General features: G+C 59.5%; 21 protein-coding genes. 7 read left to right on the top strand and 14 right to left on the bottom strand.

Annotated features, from left to right (window positions below; translation table 11 throughout):
- Positions 1-122 precede the first annotated feature (122 nt).
- From AC1EJZ_RS08120 to moaC, 3 genes are read left to right on the top strand one after another with little or no spacing between them, the layout of a single operon-like run.
- Positions 123-932: a HesA/MoeB/ThiF family protein gene (locus AC1EJZ_RS08120; RefSeq protein WP_480294554.1), complete on the top strand. Its 810-nt coding sequence runs from the start codon at positions 123-125 to the stop codon at positions 930-932.
- Between the two features lie 49 nt (positions 933-981).
- Positions 982-2,283 carry a molybdopterin molybdotransferase MoeA gene (locus AC1EJZ_RS08115; RefSeq protein ID WP_480294525.1) on the top strand — a complete coding sequence of 434 codons (1,302 nt, stop codon included), beginning with the start codon at positions 982-984 and terminating at the stop codon, positions 2,281-2,283.
- Complete coding sequence (gene moaC, locus AC1EJZ_RS08110) at positions 2,280-2,768, top strand: cyclic pyranopterin monophosphate synthase MoaC (protein ID WP_058236293.1); 489 nt, start codon at positions 2,280-2,282, stop codon at positions 2,766-2,768. Before AC1EJZ_RS08115 ends, moaC begins: the two co-directional genes overlap by 4 nt.
- A gap of 115 nt (positions 2,769-2,883) precedes the next feature.
- Here the strand turns inward: moaC and AC1EJZ_RS08105 are convergent, their stop codons facing one another.
- The 9 genes from AC1EJZ_RS08105 to AC1EJZ_RS08065 form a co-directional block, all read right to left on the bottom strand.
- Positions 2,884-4,452, bottom strand: coding sequence for an ABC transporter permease (locus tag AC1EJZ_RS08105; RefSeq protein WP_480294523.1), 1,569 nt, complete (start codon positions 4,450-4,452; stop codon positions 2,884-2,886).
- Between the two features lie 64 nt (positions 4,453-4,516).
- The gene (gene modA / locus AC1EJZ_RS08100; protein WP_480294522.1) at positions 4,517-5,365 is read right to left on the bottom strand and encodes a molybdate ABC transporter substrate-binding protein; all 849 of its coding nucleotides are present in this window, start codon (positions 5,363-5,365) and stop codon (positions 4,517-4,519) included.
- A 36-nt stretch (positions 5,366-5,401) separates the two neighbouring features.
- Entirely contained in the window at positions 5,402-5,776 is a 375-nt protein-coding gene (locus AC1EJZ_RS08095) for a TOBE domain-containing protein (RefSeq protein ID WP_070725133.1), read from the bottom strand.
- Positions 5,777-5,891: 115 nt separating this feature from the next.
- On the bottom strand, positions 5,892-6,764 hold the full coding sequence (locus AC1EJZ_RS08090; protein WP_154955688.1) for a hypothetical protein: 873 nt from the start codon (positions 6,762-6,764) through the stop codon (positions 5,892-5,894).
- The gene (locus AC1EJZ_RS08085; RefSeq protein ID WP_083314315.1) at positions 6,761-7,549 is read right to left on the bottom strand and encodes a TorD/DmsD family molecular chaperone; all 789 of its coding nucleotides are present in this window, start codon (positions 7,547-7,549) and stop codon (positions 6,761-6,763) included. The genes AC1EJZ_RS08090 and AC1EJZ_RS08085 overlap by 4 nt, the downstream gene beginning before the upstream one ends.
- On the bottom strand, positions 7,453-8,235 hold the full coding sequence (locus AC1EJZ_RS08080) for a TorD/DmsD family molecular chaperone (RefSeq protein WP_480294519.1): 783 nt from the start codon (positions 8,233-8,235) through the stop codon (positions 7,453-7,455). Before AC1EJZ_RS08080 ends, AC1EJZ_RS08085 begins: the two co-directional genes overlap by 97 nt.
- Positions 8,236-8,278: 43 nt before the next feature.
- Positions 8,279-9,427 (bottom strand): dimethyl sulfoxide reductase anchor subunit family protein, encoded by a 1,149-nt coding sequence (locus AC1EJZ_RS08075; RefSeq protein WP_480294517.1) that lies wholly within the window; start codon positions 9,425-9,427, stop codon positions 8,279-8,281.
- Positions 9,428-9,455: 28 nt separating this feature from the next.
- Complete coding sequence (locus AC1EJZ_RS08070) at positions 9,456-10,142, bottom strand: DMSO/selenate family reductase complex B subunit (RefSeq protein ID WP_070725083.1); 687 nt, start codon at positions 10,140-10,142, stop codon at positions 9,456-9,458.
- A 161-nt stretch (positions 10,143-10,303) separates the two neighbouring features.
- Positions 10,304-12,757, bottom strand: coding sequence for a DMSO/selenate family reductase complex A subunit (locus AC1EJZ_RS08065; protein ID WP_058236300.1), 2,454 nt, complete (start codon positions 12,755-12,757; stop codon positions 10,304-10,306).
- Positions 12,758-13,093: 336 nt separating this feature from the next.
- On the opposite strand from AC1EJZ_RS08065, the gene AC1EJZ_RS08060 reads away from it, so the two are divergent.
- Positions 13,094-13,792 (top strand): TetR/AcrR family transcriptional regulator, encoded by a 699-nt coding sequence (locus tag AC1EJZ_RS08060; protein ID WP_480294515.1) that lies wholly within the window; start codon positions 13,094-13,096, stop codon positions 13,790-13,792.
- Between the two features lie 4 nt (positions 13,793-13,796).
- On the opposite strand, the gene AC1EJZ_RS08055 is transcribed toward AC1EJZ_RS08060, so the two are convergent.
- The 4 genes from AC1EJZ_RS08055 to AC1EJZ_RS08040 all read right to left on the bottom strand — a co-directional run bounded on the left by AC1EJZ_RS08055 (position 13,797) and on the right by AC1EJZ_RS08040 (position 15,724).
- A complete protein-coding gene (locus AC1EJZ_RS08055; protein WP_058236302.1) occupies positions 13,797-14,057 on the bottom strand; it encodes a DUF6457 domain-containing protein in 261 nt (86 codons plus the stop codon).
- Positions 14,058-14,132: 75 nt separating this feature from the next.
- Positions 14,133-14,972, bottom strand: a complete 840-nt coding sequence (tatC, locus tag AC1EJZ_RS08050) for a twin-arginine translocase subunit TatC (RefSeq protein ID WP_227469065.1) — start codon at positions 14,970-14,972, stop codon at positions 14,133-14,135.
- A 15-nt stretch (positions 14,973-14,987) separates the two neighbouring features.
- Positions 14,988-15,311, bottom strand: coding sequence for a Sec-independent protein translocase subunit TatA (gene tatA, locus AC1EJZ_RS08045; protein ID WP_480294513.1), 324 nt, complete (start codon positions 15,309-15,311; stop codon positions 14,988-14,990).
- Positions 15,308-15,724: a twin-arginine translocase TatA/TatE family subunit gene (locus AC1EJZ_RS08040; RefSeq protein WP_285014401.1), complete on the bottom strand. Its 417-nt coding sequence runs from the start codon at positions 15,722-15,724 to the stop codon at positions 15,308-15,310. The genes tatA and AC1EJZ_RS08040 overlap by 4 nt, the downstream gene beginning before the upstream one ends.
- Before the next feature lie 134 nt (positions 15,725-15,858).
- On the opposite strand from AC1EJZ_RS08040, the gene cimA reads away from it, so the two are divergent.
- The 3 genes from cimA to AC1EJZ_RS08025 all read left to right on the top strand — a co-directional run bounded on the left by cimA (position 15,859) and on the right by AC1EJZ_RS08025 (position 19,721).
- Positions 15,859-17,466, top strand: coding sequence for a citramalate synthase (gene cimA / locus AC1EJZ_RS08035; RefSeq protein WP_058236306.1), 1,608 nt, complete (start codon positions 15,859-15,861; stop codon positions 17,464-17,466).
- Between the two features lie 65 nt (positions 17,467-17,531).
- Positions 17,532-18,593 carry a lipoate-protein ligase LplAB gene (gene lplAB, locus AC1EJZ_RS08030; RefSeq protein ID WP_480294510.1) on the top strand — a complete coding sequence of 354 codons (1,062 nt, stop codon included), beginning with the start codon at positions 17,532-17,534 and terminating at the stop codon, positions 18,591-18,593.
- Positions 18,594-18,602: 9 nt separating this feature from the next.
- A complete protein-coding gene (locus tag AC1EJZ_RS08025; RefSeq protein WP_480294508.1) occupies positions 18,603-19,721 on the top strand; it encodes a pyridoxal-phosphate dependent enzyme in 1,119 nt (372 codons plus the stop codon).
- On the opposite strand, the gene AC1EJZ_RS08020 is transcribed toward AC1EJZ_RS08025, so the two are convergent.
- Positions 19,718-20,422 (bottom strand): YggS family pyridoxal phosphate-dependent enzyme, encoded by a 705-nt coding sequence (locus AC1EJZ_RS08020; RefSeq protein WP_092648366.1) that lies wholly within the window; start codon positions 20,420-20,422, stop codon positions 19,718-19,720. The genes AC1EJZ_RS08025 and AC1EJZ_RS08020 overlap by 4 nt on opposite strands.
- Positions 20,423-20,427: the final 5 nt, after the last annotated feature.

Raw genomic sequence — 20,427 nt, 5'->3', positions numbered from 1 at the left:
CGTCCGTCGGGCACCGCTGCTCCGCGTTTTCTTACGCGCATGTCCGAGGGCGACTGGTCTGACACGGTAAGCGTTGCAGCGCCAGTTCATCAGCAATTCGACTCGCGTACAGTAGGTGGGTGATGATCACAGCGCTTGGAAGAGCCGGCACGGCACTGACCGACGAACAACGCGAACGCTATGCGCGCCCGATGTTGCTCGACGGCATGGGAGAAGAAGGCCAGCGCCGACTGCTGGGCACGTCGGTTTTGGTGATCGGGGCCGGAGGGCTCGGCTCGCCGGTGCTGATGTATCTGGCAGGTGCCGGCATTGGTCACATCGGCATCGTGGATTCCGATGTACTGGATACGTCGAATCTGCATCGCCAGGTCATTCACTCCATGAGCGAGCTCGGACAAGCGAAAACAGACAGTGCAGCGCGACGGATCGCTGATCTCAATCCGGACGTGGACGTGACGTGTTACCACCTGCGCCTGACGGCTGAAAATGTTGATGACCTGTTCGAGCCATTCGACATCATTGTTGACGCCACGGACAATTTCGCCACCCGTTACCTTATCGACGCGGCGGCCACACGCTTGGGTAAACCTGAAGTGTGGGGATCCGTGCTGGGAGCTGCCGGGCAAGTCTCAACCTTCTGGAGCGGTCCTGCTGCGCGTACAGCGGGCGTACCCGTCGAGGTTCGCCTCACTGACCTGTATGCGTGCGCGCCGCGAGAAGACGTGGTCCCAGAGGGAGCGAGCTCGCCTATCATCGGTCCGATTACCGGGATGGTCGGATCCCTTATGGTAGGAGAGGTGACTAAACTTGCCGCCGGATACGGGCAGCTCCTGCTGGGACGTGTCGCGTTCATCGACACAGCTGCGGGGCAACTACGGGACATGACATTTAAGCGGCGGACTTCAACGCGCATCTCCGGTCACCCGGAGTAAGCCTGAAATGCCGTAAGGAACCGCACGCGCAGAAGAAAGGAACAAGCAGATGAAAGACGTTGCCGATCATTATCGCGACGTGGTGGCCTTGGGCGAGCCTCTTCCGGAAAGTACTGTTCCCATCGACGAAGCTCTGGGGCGAGTTCTGGTTGAGGACATCCGCGCACGCTTCGCCGTCCCACCGTTCACAAACTCCGCGATGGACGGTTTTGCCGTGCGTGCTGACGAGGTACGCGAGGGCCACGCACTGCGTGTCTCAGACGATATTCCCGCCGGCCGCACTGATATTCCAGTTCTTCCCGCGTGCTGCGCCATACGCATCATGACAGGTGCGCCGATGCCGGAGGGCGCCGACGCGGTGATCCCGGTTGAAAACACACAGGATGCCGGAGCCAACATGGCGCCAGATCCGCCCGCCCGGATTGTTCCAACCGCGACAGTTCCTGCAGGCGCAAATGTGCGCAGACGCGGTGAGGACATCAACGAGGGCGACCTGCTCTATCCTTCAGGAACGCACCTGACCGCAGCTCACCTGTCCGCCCTCGTCTCTGTGGGATACGGGCAGGTGGCGGTACGTTCACAGGTGCGTGTCGGAGTGATCACGACGGGGGAGGAGCTGCGCGAGGCTGGAGCTGACCTTGCCCTCGGGCAGATCCCGGACTCCAACTCAATCCTGCTGGCAGGCATGGTCCGTGAAGCCGGTGCGGTGCCGTTGGTCCGCGCATTCCACGCCGATACAGTGGAAGATTTCATGAGGGATCTGCAGGATATCCTCGACCAGGTTGACCTGCTCATCACGGCAGGCGGCGTTTCGGCCGGCGCGTTTGACGTGGTCAAAGCCGCTTTGCGGGCATACGGCGTGGAGTTCGTGAAGGTGGGGATGCAGCCGGGTAAGCCCCAGGGATGTGGTGTGCTCGAGCCTGCGGGTCATTCTGCGCGCCGCATCCCGATTCTGTGCCTGCCTGGCAATCCCGTCAGCGTTTTCGTCTCCTGGCACCTGTTTGCCGTGCCGCTGATGCGCGCGCTCGCCGGTGAGCCTCCCGTCGATTTTGATGCACTGTTTACCACGGTTCGCGCAGGTACCGGTTGGTCACGCAAACCTGGCCGCGTACAGTTTCTGCCGGTCACTGCCCGCGAGCGGAAAGTTACGATTGGGGAGTGCAACAGGGACGAGCGTGGCACTGTCGCACCTGATGGCGTGCTGATCTACCCGTCCAGCCACGGCGGCTCGAAGTCTCATTTTGTGGCCTCCCTTGCCGGTGCAGCCGGTCTGGCGCGCGTGCCGGCTGAACGTGCGAAGGTGGAGGCTGGCGATCTGGTTGATGTGATGTGGTTAGGGAGGGCGCGATGAAACTGACGCATCTGAATGAAGACGGCAGTGCTTTCATGGTGGACGTCACCGCCAAGAAGCCAACCGTTCGAGAAGCAACAGCTATTGGCGAGGTTGAGTGCTCACCGAAGATCATGCAGACGCTGCGCGACGGAACCGTCCCCAAGGGCGATGTGCTGGCAGTGGCGCGCATTGCGGGAATCGCGGCGGCAAAGAAGGTGCCTGACTTGCTGCCGTTGGCTCATGTCATCGGCGTGCACGGCTGCGAAGTGGATCTTGAACTGGGCGCGGACCGGGTGCTGATTCGCGCAACGGTCCGAACTGCAGATCGCACGGGAGTGGAGATGGAGGCGCTTACCGCTGTTTCGGTGGCCGCATTGGCGATTATTGACATGGTGAAAGGCGTTGATCGTTCAGCCAGAATCACCAACTGCCAGATCATCCACAAGGCTGGCGGGCGGTCGGGCGACTGGTATCGCCCCGGATTTGAGCCTGACGCTGGCTGAACGATAGTCGCTGGGTCGTGCGCCAGGCAGCTAGCCGCTGACCCGATGGACGTTCAAGCAATGGCCGGACGCCAGTTGGCTGGGTAATGGAGGGTCCAACGCCCCGGCTGGATGCTCAGGAAGCGGAGTCGACCGATTCTGCACGATCGACACGGCCGTGGCGAATCAGCACGTTGAAATCAGCGAGCTGTTCGGCATCCTCTGGATCATGCGTTACCAGCACGCCGGTAAAGGGAGAGGTGCGCATGCGGCGTTCCAGCTCAGTGCGCACCGACTGCGCTGACCGCTCATCCAGCCCGGCCATTGGCTCATCGAGCAGCACAATGTCCGGATCCAACGCCATGGCGCGGGCAATGGCAGCCCGCTGAGCCTGGCCTCCCGACAGCTGCGTGGAACGACGATCCGCCAGTCCATCCATTCGCACCGCCCGCAGCTCAGCCATTGCGCGCCTGCGTGCATCGGCGCGCGACGCTCCGCACGAACCCAACCCGAACTCCACGTTCTTGAGCACACTCATATGTGGGAACAGCAACGGTTTTTGATGCAGTAGGACGATCCTGGGTGACGGCTGCGAGAACGTGACTCCACCGCTGGACGCAGTCACTGTGCCAGAAATCAGCCCCAGCAGCGTCGATTTGCCTGAACCGTTCGGCCCCATGACGGCCGTCATCTGACCGCCGGGAATGTGCACCTTCAGCATTACTCCACGTTGAGCCACTTCCGCATCGACATCGATGTCCGTGCTCGATGAGGGACGCGCAGCAGTGGCAGTGGTCGAATCCACCTTGGAGTGGTCAACGCTGTCCGTCTTGTTTTCGTCGGGAAGGGGAGTGTCGAGGGCATCCTCGTCAATTCGCTGCGCGTGATCGCTGTATGGTTTCCGCTCGGTTGCAGGGCGGACACCGGGAAGGTGCACAGCGAGGAGATTCGCTCCGAACAGAATGACGATTGCCATGGTGAGAAGGACGACTGACAGGGCGAGCGCTTCTTCTGTGGAGGACTGACGCTGCAGGTAAATGGCGAGCGGCATGGTTTGGGTGGTGCCCTGCAGCGAGCCTGCGAATGTGATCGTCGCACCGAATTCGCCCAGCGCGCGAGAGAATGACATGGCAGCTGCTGACAGGATCGACGGGAACATGACGGGCAAGGTGACGTGGAAGAACGTACGGGTACGCGAGGCGCCGAGCGCGCGGGCGGCTTCGTCGTATTCGTTTCCACGGGTGCGGATCGCACCCTCAAGAGAGGAGATGAGGAACGGCATGGCGACGAAGGTCTGCGCCATGACAACCGCGATGGAGGTGAAGCCGATTTCGATGCCGATCACCGACAGGTGCTGGCCGAGCAGGCCACGCCGCCCCCAGGTGAGCAGCAGCGCCAAGCCAGCCACCACCGGCGGCAACATCATCGGCAGGGTGACGATTGTGCGCAGCAACCGCGTCCACCACACATCCGGCAGATTCGCCAGGACGAATGCGAGGGGAACGCCCAGACACACGCACAGCGCGACCGATACTCCGCACGTTTTCAGTGACAGCCAGAGGGCATCCTGAGAAATATCAGTGGAAATGAAGCGGCCAAAATCAGTCCACGGCGTCTGAACAAAGATCGTGAGCAGCGGGAATACCAGGAACAGTGCGGCCAGGATCCCCGGTGCCGTCAGCCACGGCGCGTATTTCAGTTTCACGAATGCCCCTTACGTGAGTGTGGCCCGCCGAAGCGGGTCACACATGGATGTCGGTATGTACTGCTTACTTCGTAGTCGGAGCAGTGAATCCGTAGGCGTCGAGGACCTGCTGACCCTTGTCGGAGAGGATGAAGTCGATGAACGCCTGTCCGCCTTCCTTGTTCTTCGCACTCTTCGTCAGAGCCACGCGGTAATCGTTGACAACCTGATCGGCATTCTCGATCTCAATGACGTCAACCTTGTCTGATGACATGGCATCGGTCTTGTACACGAGTCCGGCATCAGCTTCACCGGTTTCAACCTTGGCGAGCGTGTCGCCTACGTTCTGCTCCTCGGACACGGCCTGGAAAGTGACGCCGTTCTTTTCAGCCAGAGTCTTGGTGGCGTTGCCGCATGGGACGCCCTCGGCGCACACCACGAGCTTCTTACCTTCGAGCGCCTCGGTAGTGAAGCCTTCGACCTGGCCGGGGTTGCCCTTGGGAACCACCATGACCAGCGTGTTGGTGGCGTAGGAGGCATCAGCTTCGACGTCGCCATTTTCAGCGGCCTTGTCCATGTTCTTTTGGTCGGCGGTGAACAATGCGTCGGCGGGGGAGCCCTGGTGAATCTGGTCGACCAGGTTCTGCGAGCCGTCAAAGCTGAACGTCACTTTCGAGCCTGGGTTCTCCGCCTCGAACGCTTCACCGAGTTCGGTGAAGGACTTCGTCAGAGATTTTGCGGCGAAAATAGTGATGTCACCGTAGTTCTGACCCTCTGACGCGGAAGCGGCTTCGGAGCTTTGCGAAGTTTCTGACTGAAGGGCAGCTGCGGGTTCGGACTGCTCAGATTCTGTTGAGCCGCCACCGGAGCATCCTGCCAGTGCACATGCTGCCGTTGCCAGCAGCGCAAAGCTGGTACCAAATTTGCGAAGCATTGTTCATCCTTTCATTGCGGCATGGCCGCGAGCGAGTTACGTAACGATCGCGACGTTCGTTGCTTTGATCTGCGCACGCGCGATGACGCCAGGTTTCAAATCGAGGTCTCGTACTGCCTCGGTTGAAATCAGTGACACGACTCGAAAGGGGCCACACTGCATGACGACCTGGCTCATGACTTTGTCTGATTCGACTTCCAGAACCAGGCCTTTGAGTAGGTTACGGCTCGACGCCGTGTGGCTACCTGACAGGTTGTTAGTGGACATCAAATAACGCGCCAACGACTCGCCCGTGATCTCACGGGGTGACGAGCCTTCGGCTGATTCGATGCGTCCATCGTCAATCCATCGACGGATCGTGTCGTCAGAGACTCCCAACAGCTCTGACACTTCCGAGATACGATAATTCATCTTCATCATCCTATCGGGTAATAGCGGAACTATCTCGTCACTAATGCCGCATTTGCGGAAGTGGTACGGCAAACCCCCGCATTGCGGGACTCTACAGGCTAGACGACCATGCGGCTCAGATGCCGCGCAACTGCGTGCGCACGTCCTCAGGGAAGGTTCCCCACACGTCGCGAGGAATCGCGGCATCAAAGGGGTGCGCCATGCGGAATGTGCACAGCGCGCACAGAGCGCCCTCCGACGCGGGATGCAAGTTGTGGCATTTTGTGCATGGCGTCAGGTCAGTCTGCTCGCGTCGCTGTTCGTCAGCTTCGAAAGGTGCGAGAAGCGCCGCGCCCTGCTCGTCCTGAGTGGTGTGCGCGGGACAGTAATGGACAGCGACCTGGCATGCCGGACACAGCGCCGAAAAATCGTGGAACGCCTGAGAGGCATCGATGCCTGCGGACTGGTTGACCTGACAGTGAACGACCTGAGCCGAACACGTCGAACAGCGCAGCATGTGCACCCGGTCGGTATCGGCGAATACCGCGGGCCGGACGATGGCGCGCTGGTCAGCCAACTCATGGAAAGCTTCGAAGCTTCTCCACTCGTTGCTTGCTGAGATTGTCAGCGCCGAATCCGAGGGCACAGGAAGCAGGGCACGTCGGGGCATCTGCACGTGTGCCATCCAAGTGACACGTGGACGATGGGCTGCGCGTCGGGGAGTCTTATAGGCGCCGAGCAGGTCACCGAAAATGTTGCGCAAATGCTTCAAAGTATCCTGGCACTGCGATGGGTGCTCCGAACAGGGGACGAAGTGAACAGCCTCGGCACCTTGGACCAGCAGCTGTGCTGTATCAGAAGCGGTCACGGTGTGTAGGCAGCTATCCCACACCAGGGCCGCATCTCCAGAGCTGATCGGGGGAACCGCCTCATGGTCACACACCAGCACCAGGCGGTGCGCCGGATCGAAGGCGCCGAGCCACCGCAGCACCGCCTGCATCGCGCTCATGAGATGTCGGTTTCGCTGGAAGTCGCCTGGCCTGGATCCGCGTGCACGGCAAAATCGGCGAGCGCCACGCTTTCCTTGAGCATCCCAGTGAGCAGAAGAGCCGCCGCACGATACGTCGCAGTTGCGCACTGTGTGCGGATCCCGTGAATGACACGCGCTGCAAGTGGGCCCAGGTGGTGATCGAGAAAATCGCCGAGACTGTGAGCCTGCTGCGCGCATGCGGCGGCTTCGCGCGTGCGCCACGCCAGGGCAAGAGCAGTCGCCAGGTGCCCGGCGAAGGCGATCTCCACGCCCACGTGATCAAGAGGCACATCGCGCAACATGACGGTCGGGAATTCGTGGCGGGCATATAAAGCGTCGAGGTCTGCGCACGCATTACGCTGCGCCAGCCCCGCAGCGCGTTCCGTCATCGGGATGGGGCCGCCAAAGCCCAGAACCAGCAGATACTCATCGCGAATCTGGCGGGCACTCTCATCGGCAGTGGCAAGTTGTCGTGCCGCTTCCAGTGAGTCGTCATCTCGCAGCGGCCACAACCGCAGCATCTCGGGGTTCGCAACGTTATGCAGAACGCCTGTCTCGGGTGTGGATGCGAAGAGCATCGACAAAACGGAGGCGGCTGTGCCCACTCGTGTGCCCCGGCTGATCACATCGGATGCGTCAGGCGCGCTCAACGGATCGAATGCGGTCATCACAGGTCGCTCAGCCAACTGTGTGAGGCGGAGTGCGACGGTGCCGGCTGAATCTTCACCGGCACCGGGCCACCGCTTCGCTGTGCGTCCTGGCATGCAGTCAGGTCACCCTCGTGCAGGGCAGCCTCATCCGGCACATAGCGTTCGAGAGGATGACCGTCATCTTCAAGAGCCTGTTTCCACTGCTCGAGCGTGCCACCGGTCAGCTCGATCAGGCCGCGTACCCAACGTGTCCGGGCAAGCTCGACCGCACTTTCCAGCATCTGAGGCGCCCACTGTAGCAGGTGCGTGTACGTAAAAGATGCGGCAAGGACGAGGGCGTCTTCTGCCTGATCACTGTCGCCCTGTTCAAGGTGATCGAGTACGACCAGCAGCGCTTTTGATATGAAGTCGAGCTCGAGACCGATGTGGTCATCGGGTTCTTTGCCCAGTCGTGGCGCCTCATAGCCCAGAGCCGCGTAATACTGACGCACCTGCAAAGTCTCCACGCCAAAGATCAGGCCGTCAGTGCCGCGGTGAACAGACTCGTAGGGTGGGATCTGTGCACGCGCGGAGATGCCGTAGAGCGCATCCTGATCCGACCAACGCGAATACTCATCTTCGTTACAGCTGGTACGCAGCAGGTCAATACCCGTTGCTGAAGCGCCGCTGGCAGGCAGCGGCCAGTCGCTGAGCATGCCTTGAATGCTGCGTGCCGTCGTGTCGCGCGCCGGCACGCGGTGCAGAGCGCCAAGTACGGAAAAGGCGGCGCTGAAAGCGTCGAGTGAATCAGTATCAAGCATCAGTGTCTTATCGTGGATGAATCAGCGTGTCGGATACGTCATGTTATCCGAAGACGGTGTTGATTCCGACTCGGACGAGCCCTTCGTAGTGCAGACCGCGGCCGAGTAGCTCGGTCAGAACGGCCAGGACGAAAGCTCCGGCAAGCAGCCACACCAGCGGCTTGGACGGGCTGGTTGCCTTTTCCAATTGTTTGCGCACAACCAGCACAATCAGCACGACCACAACGGCCAGTGACACCAGGCGCATTGCGAGGTATCCGTGTGAGGCAATGTGGTGAGCGACGGTGCGGTCCACTTCGCTGCCTAATCCCAGAGACGTCATGTAGAAGGGGTAGGCGACCATCAGGACGATCCCGGCAATGGCTGCGATCGCGGTGGACAGGCGCATGGAACGCTGCGCAAGTGTCACGGTTTCATCGGAGAGCTGGCCGTCAGGGAACACGCCACGTTTGACGATATCCAGCACCTTGGTCACCAGGCCTGTCTTCTTGCCGGCGCGAGCCTGTGGCGCTGGCTGCGTGGCTGAAGAATTCGGTGAAGCGTCGGTGATGGGTGAGTCGCCTTCGTCAATGAGGACGGACGAAGTGCCGGCGTAAGCACCTGCACGAGCTGGCTCGCGGACTTGCTTGCGTGCGGGGGCGGCGTTGCCGGACTGCATACTCCATGCGATGAACAAGGCTAGCGCAACAGCGAGGGAGCCGGTAAAGAACGCTGAGGAGAAGAAGGAAACCCACGTGAAGATGTTGTGCCAGGCGGGAACCGTTTCGGTGAAGTAGTAGACACCCGTCATAGAGATGATCAGAGCCAGACCGGCAAGTGCGGTCAGTCCTGCGAGGGTGTCGCGGGCAGTGCGGCTGAGGATGTTGAACCATTGAGCGATCGCGAAACAGGCGCCGAGACCGGCGTACAGAACCCCGGAGATGAGTTCGCGCGAGAGCCACGAGGATCCGATATGGAGCAGTGTGAAGGGCGCATGGAAGGGATCATTGAGGTGGAAGAACGCCGCGAAGAAACCGAAAAGCAACAGTGGGCCGGCCGCATACATGCCGGCATTCGTGATGCAGTCAATCGTGGTGTTACTCATGCCTGAGCGCCGTCCGATCAACTGAATGAGGCCGAGAATCCAGAATGCTCCGACCGACATTTGAGCCACGACAGTAAATATGATCATGGGGAGTTCGCCGATGTGCATGATGCTCCTTCGTGCCGATGTAACGGGTCTAGATCTCTTCAGGATTCTGGATCATACCGGTGCCTTCATCCCACTTTTGGGCATCACGGTGCGGTTTGATGACCAGGTGCGGTTTCGTGATCGACGGATCCGGCAGGGGTGCGATACCTGATTCGGACCCGAACTCCTTGCGCAGAGCTTCGATCGGTCCCCATCCGAGCGCGCGGGTCGGGCAGGCGTCGACACATGCCGGGTTCTGACCCTGCTCGCGGTAGTCATAGCACAGGTCGCACTTGGACATGTGACCGGTGCGTGAATCGAGCTGCGGCGCGCCGTAGGGGCATGCCCATTGGCAGTATCGGCATCCCACGCACTTGCTCTGATCAACGTAGACGGTGCCGTCGTCGCGTCGGCTCATCGCAGTGGTGGGGCATACGCGCATACAGATCGGGTTCTCGCAGTGGTTGCACGAGATGGAGGTGTAGTAGCTGAATACGTTGGGCGTGAACGTGCCGTCCTGCTCGTTGGTGCTCCACGTGCCACCGGTGTATTCGATCACGCGGCGCCAGTTCATGCCGACAGGCAGGTCATGTTTGTCCTTGCATGCGATCTGGCAGGCTTTGCACCCATTGCACATGTTCTGATCGAAAAAGAATCCGTAACCGGCGTCCTTTTGCGTCAACGGCTGATCAACCGTGTCGTGCCTGCCTGGCTGTGGGATCGCGTCCTGATCCATCGGTCCTCCTCGTGGTGATCTGTTCAGTACTGAACGGTCAAGTCTGTGAAAATCTGTGGTTGGTAGGTCGTGGGGCTTGTGCGGAGCCGCCGCTTATACGGGCAGCCTCACGGGCGTTGTCGAAGCCGGCTTCGCGAATGGCAGCGTCACGTCCATGTGCCTCACACCTTCTCCACTTGTGCAAGATTCGTGTGCTGACCGTTGCCCTTCGACAGGGGAGTGGGGTGCTGAGATGTCAGAACGTTGACTGCACCGCCGTGATCCACACCGTTCTCGTCCCATTCAACCCATGCACCCTGCGGAACAGAGACAACGCCTGGTGCGATGCGCGCTGAAACGAACGCCTGCGTCTGGATTGTGCCGCGATCGTTGAAGATGCGGATCTGGTCGCCGTTTGCGATCCCTCGTTTGCGGGCATCCTGAATATTGATCCATGCCTTTTGCGGGTGAGCCTCGCGGTTCTTCGACAGGTTGCCGTACGTCGAGTGCGTACGTGACTTGTAGTGGTGTCCAATGACCTGCAGCGGATACTTCTTGTTGGTGCGCGCCTCCTCGACGCCCTCACGAGTGGGGACGTATTCGGGGATCGGAGTCAGTCGGTCACCGGGTAGTGGATCGGGGAACTCCCACGTCTTGGCCATCTCGGCCAGCTGGCTGGAATACAGTTCGATCTTGCCCGACGGCGTCTCCAGCGGATTGGCCTCCGGATCTTCGCGGAACTCCTTGAGGGGCACCACATGTTCGTCGGGGTTATAGCGGTAGACGCGCATGTCGCGCAGTTCGTCGAATGTCGGGAACTGCGGCTGATCCTTGCGTGTCATCTCGTGAACGTCACGCGCCCAGTCTTCCGTGGTTTTCTTGCCGTGCGCGAACTCTTCACCAATACCCATACGTTCGGCGATCTCCGTGGTCACCTCGATCGAGCTGCGAGCTTCATACAGCGGGTCGATAGCCTGTTCGACCATAATTTCGTAGGCGAGCTCACCGGTGTATTCGCTGGGAACCAGATCCCATCGTTCAGCAGTGGTGGTATCAGGCAGCACCAGGTCGCACAGTTTCATCGACGCTGTCATCTGGTTATCCATCCCGACGATGAACTCGCACTTGGTGTCATCGTCAAGGATTTCCCGCGTGCGATTGATGTCGCCGTGCTGCGAGGAGAGCATGTTGGAGCCGTACACCACCATGAACTTGATGCCGACATCGAGCTTGTCCTTGCCGTGCACACCATCTTTGAGAGCCGTCATCTCCGGTCCGTGGTCAATCGCGTCGGTCCACTTGTAGCAGCTGATCGACGTTTCCACCGGGTTCGTCCCGTCGTCAAGCCACTGGGACAGTGGCCAGTAATAACCGTCACGCCCGCCGGTACCGCCGCCGGGAATACCGACGTTGCCGGTCACGCAGGCCAGCAGATAAATCGAGTTCGCCTGGTTTTCACCATTGGCGTGGCGTTGCGGACCCCACCCCTGGTTGATGTTGACGGGCGTGGAAGTGGCCACCTCACGTGCAAACTTGCGGATGGTGTCGGCCGGGATCCCCGTAATCTGTGCGGCCCACTCCGGAGTCTTTTCAATCCCGTCTTCGCCTTTGCCTTCCACATACGAACGGTAGGAGGCGTTCTTCGGGGCGCCCTCGGGCATGTGCTGTTCGTCGAACCCGATGCAGTACTTGTCGAGGAAAGCCTGGTCGTGCAGGTTTTCGGACAGCATGACGTGCACCATTGCAGCGACGAGGGCGGCGTCGGTTCCGGGACGGATCGGGATCCACTGATCCGCAATCAGGGAGGCTGTATCGGAGTAGCGAGGATCAACCACGATGATCTTCACGCCAGCTTTCTTCGCACGCGTTGCCGTGTAGGCGATGCCGCCGCCTGACATTCGTGTTTCCAGAGGATTGTTGCCCCAGAACACGATGAGTTTGGAATTGTCGATGCAATCTTCGATCGAGTTGGAGATCTGCTCATCGGGTGAACCGTACACGTACCTTGTGCACTGAGAAATCTGCAGGTAGGAGTAGTTTCCGTAGTAGTTCAGGTGGCCGCCAAGCAGATTGAACAGGCGGTGCCAGCCTCCCGAATAAGCGACGAGGGCGTTCCACACTCCTGATCCATAGTTCTTGTAGACCGCTTCGGGGCCGTAGGTGTCATAGGTGTAGCGCAGTTTCTCAACGATCAGGTCGATGGCTTCGTCCCAGCTGATGGCTTTGAACTCGCCGTCGGAGCGCTTGGCTCCCACGCGCAGCAGCGGTGTCTTGATACGGTCGGGGTTGTAGATACGCTCACGCATGTTGCGGCCGCGCACACATGCCAGGATATTGCGGTTCATCAGTGTCTCGTCGCCGGTGTTGTCCGGCAGGACGCGAACGACCGTGCCGTCCTTGACCTGGAGGCGTAGTGGGCAGCGCGAACCGCAGTTGACGATGCATGCCGACGAAACTGTCTTGTCGACATCCAGGCGTCCCGTGCCGTTGGGGACGAGTGTGCCTGAATCGTCTGTGTGGGAGTACTGCACGTTGGAGTTTGAACATCCCACTAGACCGACGCTGGCCCCAGCGATTGCCGACCACTGCAGGAACGAACGTCGGGACGGTCCCGACGCGGTCTTGACTGCTTTCACTGCAACCCCTTTGTCTCACTAGCTGACACCTGTCAAATAACGAATAATCCAATTATGCCTGAAGACTGCGAAATGCCTGATAATACGCCATTCGAAGTGATGAATATGATGGCATCTGTGTTGCATAAATGGCGGGGCGTTTCCTAGGTGTTTTTCGGCGTGTGTAACCCCCGACGAAGTGGTCCCCGTTGACGCCATTGCCGACATGGCGGACCACGGAGTACTTGATCGCCTTGCCGCTCCTGCTGAGCGCATCAACCCATGTTGTCGGGAATTGTGTATGGTCACTTAAAAGCGCCTGATGCGCAATCAGGACCGAGGTGCCAAGGAGGATGCGTGAGCGCTACTGGTCGTGCTTCAAAACAGCGCAGTCCTGAAGAAGACCCTCGCTATCAGCGCACCCGCACTGCTCTAGTTCACGCAGTCGTCGAGCTGGCTCGTACCACTCCTGCGGACAAGATTACGGTTTCAGAGCTGACAGCACGCGCCGGCGTCGCGCGGCAAACCTTCTACAAGCATGCGTCCACACCAGCTGACCTGCTGGCGAATTATCTGATTGACCAGCTCCAGCCTGATTTCGCCGACCTCGCCACTTTGCTGTCGTCGGTGACACAGGATCCGCGCCAACGCCTGACTGACGTGTATGTGCGGATGATGAGCACAATCAGCCAACAGCCCGAGATCTATCACAAGATTTTCGCCACCAACGCGCCTTCGGTTGTGCGCTCACTGTTCGCGCAGCGTCTGGAAGAAGTTTTCAGCCAGTATGTGACCGATTTTGCGCAACGCCTGGAATGGAACGCGTCGCAACTGTGGATCGAAATGGCTGTTTCCCAGCAGCTTCACAACATGATGGCGATGATTACGGCGTGGCTGCGCACAGGAATGACGGCGAACGCTCAGGAAGTGGTCGCCACGTATCTGACGCTTGCACCGCCGTGGCAGCTGGTGCATTTCTCGGAAAGCGGGAAAGCGCCCATGCCGCGTCGCGGATTCATCGACGAAACGGCGTCGAAAGCTGAGGACGAAACCTGAGACCTTACTTCATCTGCCAGGTGTCGGCCTGCTCGGCAACCGCGCGCGCAGCCTCAGCTGCATCCACGCCGAGTTTTCCGGCAGCGTATCCGACCAGGAAATTCGTCAGCGGAGCACCTGGACGGCTCGGCCCGTGTGCAACACTGCTGGTCATATCCAGCAAAGCCTCCTGAGCACCAGGAAGCGGGTTGTCTTCAATTTTGAGGGACTCAGCGACGTCCTTCAACCAGGCCGCCATTTCAGGGCTTTTTGCAGCGTCTGCCATGTCATCTCCTCCAGTAGCGGATGCCGATCAGTCGGCACCGATTCAATTGCTCAGTGCGCCATGTGTGACCTACGGTCAGTCTACGCGTTTGCGTGGAATCCGCCGTCTGCGTGGGAGTGAGACGCCCTCGCCAATGTCGTTGGAGGACTGGGCGGATGGACGAGGGCGGAGCCTGCGGCCGTATTTGATGTAACGCTCGCGAATCCAGCACACCAGGACGGCAAGCAGATACAGCGCGATCAGCACCAACGCCTGGATTGTCATCGGCCACGGGCTGGGGAGTGGGTTGGCGATTGCGGCGAACACAAAACAGATCATGGTGACCCATCGCCATGCGCGCAGCATTGCGCGAACCGGCAGCAGGCCGAGGAAGTTGAGCAGAACCAGGACCTCCGGGAACAGATACGACAGGCCGAAAATGATGACCAGGCGCATGTAGAAGCTGACGTAGCTGGAGGCCTGCAGCAGGGATACGCCACCGTCGGGTATGAAGGACTGCAGGATATGGACGGCTTTGGGCGCCACCCACACGCCGGTTGCAGCGCCCGCACAAAACAGTACGACGCCGACCAGGCCGAAGACGGTGATATAGAGTTTTTCGCGTCTGCGCAGGCCGGGAGCGATGAAAGCGCCGATCTGGAAGATCCACCACGGGCACGTGATGATCGTGCCGATCCAGATCGCAACCTGCAGTTTCAGATCGAACGCAGCGCCGATCGTGTGGAAGTTAATCTGGGTGGTCGCCGAGTCGAGAGCGCGCAGCGGCTCTGTCATGAACGCCATGACGGGGTTATACAGGTACCATCCTGCGATGGCTCCCAGGACGATTCCCACCAGCACCATCACAAGGCGTTTGCGCAGTTCACGCAGATGGGCGCTGATGGGCATCCGGCCTGCGGGATTGGACTTCTTCATGCCCGCAGCTCGGAGCTAGTTCTGAGAGGGCGCTGGGCTCTCAGGCGTGCCGTTGTCTGGCTGCTGGCCGGTTTGCGGTTGCTGAGATTGCTGCGGGTACTGCGGCATGGGAGCCTGCGGCTGCTCGGCCGGGGGCTGCTGAACCGGAGCCTGCGGTTGCGGAGCCTGGGACTGGGGCTGCGCAACCGGCGTGGAGCCATCGTCGTCAGACAGCTCGCGCATCTCTTTCTTGAGAACCTTGGCTGACTGCCCGATCGAGCGCGCAATATCGGGAAGCTTCGAGGCGCTAAACAAAATAATGAGAACGACGATGATGATGACGATGTGGCTGGGCCTCATGGCGTACCTCCAGTGGGATTATCTGCATCCAATTGCTGTATTGAAAGTTTCGTGTCATTGGTCGAGGGCGTCCCATCCGGCACGGACTGCACGGCGTCCTTGAGCGAGGTGGCTGACAGGCCTGCCTGCTTCATCCACTCGTTGATTTCGTCTTGGACAGCTTCTCGAACCATCTGTTTGGGGGAATACTGCGACAGGTCAAATTCGCGTAACATCTGCAGATTCTTCAGATCCTGAGGCGTCAAGGCAGATGATTCGCTTAACGCGTCGGCTCGAAGCCGGGCCGACCACTGCCGAAACATTGTCAGAGCCTTTTTCAAACCATGCAGAGCCTGTGCCACCGATCGGGGTCCCAGCAGCAACGCCGCCAGTAGTAAAAGAATGACGAATTCAGCTCCGTTGATCCCGAACATGGCACACCCCCTTCAGCTTCTATCCGTTCAGTGTAGACGGTTAGGCCATTTTTCAGCGCCTCAAGACAGCCCGCATTGTGGTCGATGCTCGTCATGAATTAGGTCACGGGCCACGGAACTGACACACTGTATCCATGAAAGAGCACGTATTCACATATGACACCACGTTGCGTGACGGTGCCCAGCAGGAAGGCATCAGCCTGTCAGTTGCTGACAAGATCGAGTGCGTGCGAATTATGGATCGCCTGGGGATCGACTTCATTGAATGCGGATGGCCCGGAGCGATCCCGAAAGACACCGAGTTCTTCAGGCAGGCAGCGCGTCTTGACCTGTCACATTCCTCCCTCGTCGCGTTCGGAGCAACGACGAAAGCCGGAATGAAGGCCAGCAAAGACCCTCAGATTGCGGGGCTCGTTGACAGCGGCGCCAGCGTCATCACTGTCGTTGCCAAATCCGATCCCAGACATGTCACCAGTGCTTTGCGCACAACGCTAGAGGAGAATCTGCGCATGGTGCGCGACACCGTTTCCTACCTGTCGTCACCCGACGCGGTGGGGCGTCCCATCACCGTTATGGTCGACCTGGAGCACTTCTTTGATGGCCTGGCGTGGGACTCACGCGAACGATACCCGATTCAGGTCATGATCGAGGCGGCACGTGCCGGCGCGGCAGCCGTCATTCCCTGCGACACGAACGGCGGAAATCTGCCTGCCACTATTGCGCAGATGATTGAACAGGCTCGGGACGCCCTCGTCAATGACGGACATGAAGATGTGGTGCTGGGAATACATGCCCACAACGACACCGGCTGCGCAGTGGCCAACACGATGGCAGCTGTCGGGGCAGGCGCGCGACAGATCCAGGGAACCATCAATGGTTACGGAGAGCGAACCGGGAATGCAGACCTGCTGACCTGTCTCGCAAACCTGCAGCTCAAGATGGGGTTTGACCTGCTTGGTGACCACGCGCTGACGCACCTGACCTCAACGGCACGCAGCATCGGACACATCGTCAACATTGCGCCGTTCTCGCGCACTCCATACGTGGGGGCTTCCGCCTTCGCGCATAAGGCTGGACTGCACGCATCAGCCATTCGGGTCGATCCTGACCTGTATCAGCACATCGATCCCGAGCAGGTAGGCAACGGCATGAGAATGCTGGTATCGGAGATGGCGGGACGTGCATCGATCGAACTGAAAGCGCAGGAACTGGGCATTGACCTCACCAGTCCTGACGTTGCCACACGACTGGCTCGCATTGTGAAAGAGCGCGAAGCGGACGGCTATATGTACGACGGCGCAGACGCCTCCTTCGAGTTGCTGCTGCGCAACGAGGTTGGAATGCTGCCCCCGTTCGTGGACGTTGAATCGTGGGACGTGTCGACGGGTCAGCGACCTGCTGAGGGACAGCCGCTCTCGAGCACACGCGCTACCGTCACGATCCGCACCCACGCGCGCTACATCCACACCAGCGAAGGAAATGGTCCGGTCAACGCCCTTGATCGTGCGCTGCGCGCCGTACTCACACAGTACAAACCGGAAGCCGCGGTGATTGAACTGAGTGACTTCAAGGTGCATATCCTCGACCAGCATCACGCCGGGACGGCCTCAACGATCCGCGTCCTGATCACCATGAGTGACGGGGAGCGCGAATGGTCCACAGTTGGAATCGGCACCGACATTATCGAGGCGTCATGGGAAGCACTCTTCGACGGATACCGCTGGGGACTTCTGCCGCGCTGAGTAAATGACCGGTTTCGCGTTCCGGTTGCCGAGCGTGGATCGCTCCGAACAGCGACAATAGAGACATGCATGGAGAATACAAAGTTCCTGGAGGCAAACTCGTCGTCCTCGACGTGGAAGTCGACCAGACGGATTCGGACGCCATACTGCGCGATGTACAACTGTCAGGAGACTTCTTCCTGGAACCAGACAGCGCACTGACGCGTATGCGCGATGCCCTGGAAGGCGCCCCAGCCGACATGAGCGCGGCACAGGCCGCTCAGCGTGTTTCTGAAGCCCTGCAGCCCAGCGACAACCTGCTGGGCATCACTCCTGAAGGCGTTGGCATCGCGTTGCGGCGTGCACTGGGTAAAGCACTGAGCTGGGATGACATTGACTTCGACGTCATCCACGGGCCGGTGGTACCTCCAATGGTCAACGTCGCGATGGACGAAACGCTTGCTCAGGATGTCGCCGAAGGGCGCCGCAAACCGTTCATGCGCATCTGGGAATGGGACGATCCGGCTGTTGTGATCGGATCATTCCAGTCCTATGCCAACGAACTGTGGCAGGACGGTATCGACAAATACGGCATTACAGTGTGCCGCCGCATCACCGGGGGCGGCGCAATGTTTATGGAAGCCGGCAACTGTGTGACGTACTCGCTTGTGGTTCCCACCGCCCTGGTCGACGGACTCTCGTTCGCCCAGTCATACGAATTCCTTGACCAATGGGTGATGGAAGCCCTCGAAAAGGTCGGCGTGAAAGCGCGGTACGTACCGCTCAATGACATTGCGTCCGAGGAAGGCAAGATCGGCGGTGCAGCGCAGAAACGATTCGCGAACGGCTATATGGTGCACCACGTGACGATGTCGTATGACATTGATGCAGCCAAGATGCTGGAAGTGATCCGCATCGGCAAAGAAAAGATCCACGATAAGGGGACGCGTTCAGCGGTCAAGAGAGTCGACCCCATGCGCTCGCAGACCGGTATGGCGCGCGAAGACATCATCGATGCGTTCCTGGGGCATTTCCGCGACAAGTACCACGCGACGGACGGCGAAATCACGCAGCATGATATTGAGATCGCTGAGAACCGGTGCCGTACCAAGTTCGCGACCCACGAGTGGACGTACCGTCTTCCGTAAACTGTCACTATGTACTACCAGTGTGTGCAGTGCGGCAGCACCGCGGAGGCGACGCCCGCGACCTCGATAAAATGTCGATGCGGCGGACTGTGGGATCTGCACGGCGATCTGGAACCGTTCGCGCTCGACACCGTGGATTCCTCGCAGTGGTCACAGTTCCGGTATCGTGCGTCGATGATCGGAGTTGGGTCAGATGATTCCACATGGCAGCGCGTCAGCATGGGGGAGGGGATGACCGGCCTCGTCTTTATTGACGAGGGTGTCCTCGGCAAACTGGAATACGCCATGCCGACCCTGTCATTCAAGGATCGAGGGGCGGCCGCGCTGATCACGTGGTGCGCTTCGGTTGGAATCACGCGCGTGGTGCAGGATTCAAGCGGAAATGCCGGATGCGCGATCGCAGCCTACGCTGCACGAGCGGGGATAGAGTGCGAGATTTTCGTGCCGGAAGCGGCATCCGACAAGAAAATCGCGATGATTGAATCCTTTGGCGCGATGGTGCACATTGTGAAAGGCTCGCGCGATCATTGCGCAGATGTCTCGCGAACCTACGTTCGGGAGCGCGATGATGCGTTCTATGCGTCGCATGTTTTCAGCCCCTTTTTCTATGAAGGCACGAAGACCTATGTGTACGAGATCTTTGAGCAGTGTGGCGGGAGGCTCCCTGAGGTCCTGCTCATTCCGGTTGGCAACGGCACGCTACTGATCGGCGCGGTTAAGGCGCTTGAACATTTGATGACATCAGGATGCATCGATCATTTTCCGCATATTGTGGCGGTGCAAAGTGAGCGCTGTGATCCGCTGCGCCGTATGGCGGCAGGTGAGAATCTCAGCGATTTCCATGCCACAGCGACGCTTGCCGATGGAATCGCAATTGCAAGGCCTGCACGGGTTGAGCAAATCATGAGATATGCGCGCGCCTGCTCGATTGAATTTCTTGCCGTACATGAGCAGGACATTGTGCGTGCACACAGCGACCTTGCGCACCGCGGAATTTACTGTGAAATCACGTCAGCCGCCAACTATGCGGCATACCGTCAGTATGTCTCGAGTGGTCGAGGTCCGGCTTCATGCATCATTCCGCTATGTGGTTCCGGTGTGAAAGACCACGATCCGGCAGCAGGCTAGTCGCGACGAGGGCGCGGGCCGAACACGTCGGTTCCGATCCGAACGATCGTGGCACCTTCTGCAATTGCCCACTCCAGATCGCGTGACATCCCCATCGACAATTGCAGATCAGGTTCAGGTACACCCAGGTGCCAGGAGGCAGCGTCACGAATGTCGCGCAGCAAGCAGTATGAGCGACGCACGTCAGATTCGTGATCCGAATTCAGTCCAACCGTCATGAATCCTTCGAGCGTGAGCGCGCTGGACAATTCGATCGCATCCAGCAATGCTGGAACATCATCAGGTCGGCACCCGCTCTTGGAGTCTTCACCAGACACGTTGACCTGGATAAACACGGGGCGCAGCCCGTTGGCACGTTTATCGAGGTGATCGACCAGACGCTGCGAATCAACCGTTTCGATCAAGTCGGTGCAGGCCAGCGCCTGGTTAATCTTATTGGTCTGCAATGAGCCAATCAGATGAATGCTGGCGCCCGGAACAGTGCGGATCGCCTCCGCGGTAGCGCGGGCTTCCTGAACGCGATTGTGTCCGAGGAGGACAGGCAGGCCTGCCTCGTACAAAGCACGAGCCGCAGCCTGGCAGGTTTGTGCGTCCTGGGTCTTGACAGCAAGCTCGAGTGTCGCAGTATCGGATCGGCCTGCAGCTTCGCAGGCACGGTCGATTCTGTCGCGGACTCGGGCAATGTTGTCGTTGATGCTCACTTGGT

This window comes from Pauljensenia sp. C0170B5 (assembly GCF_056590195.1).
This window is presented reverse-complemented; position numbering and strand designations above follow the sequence as displayed.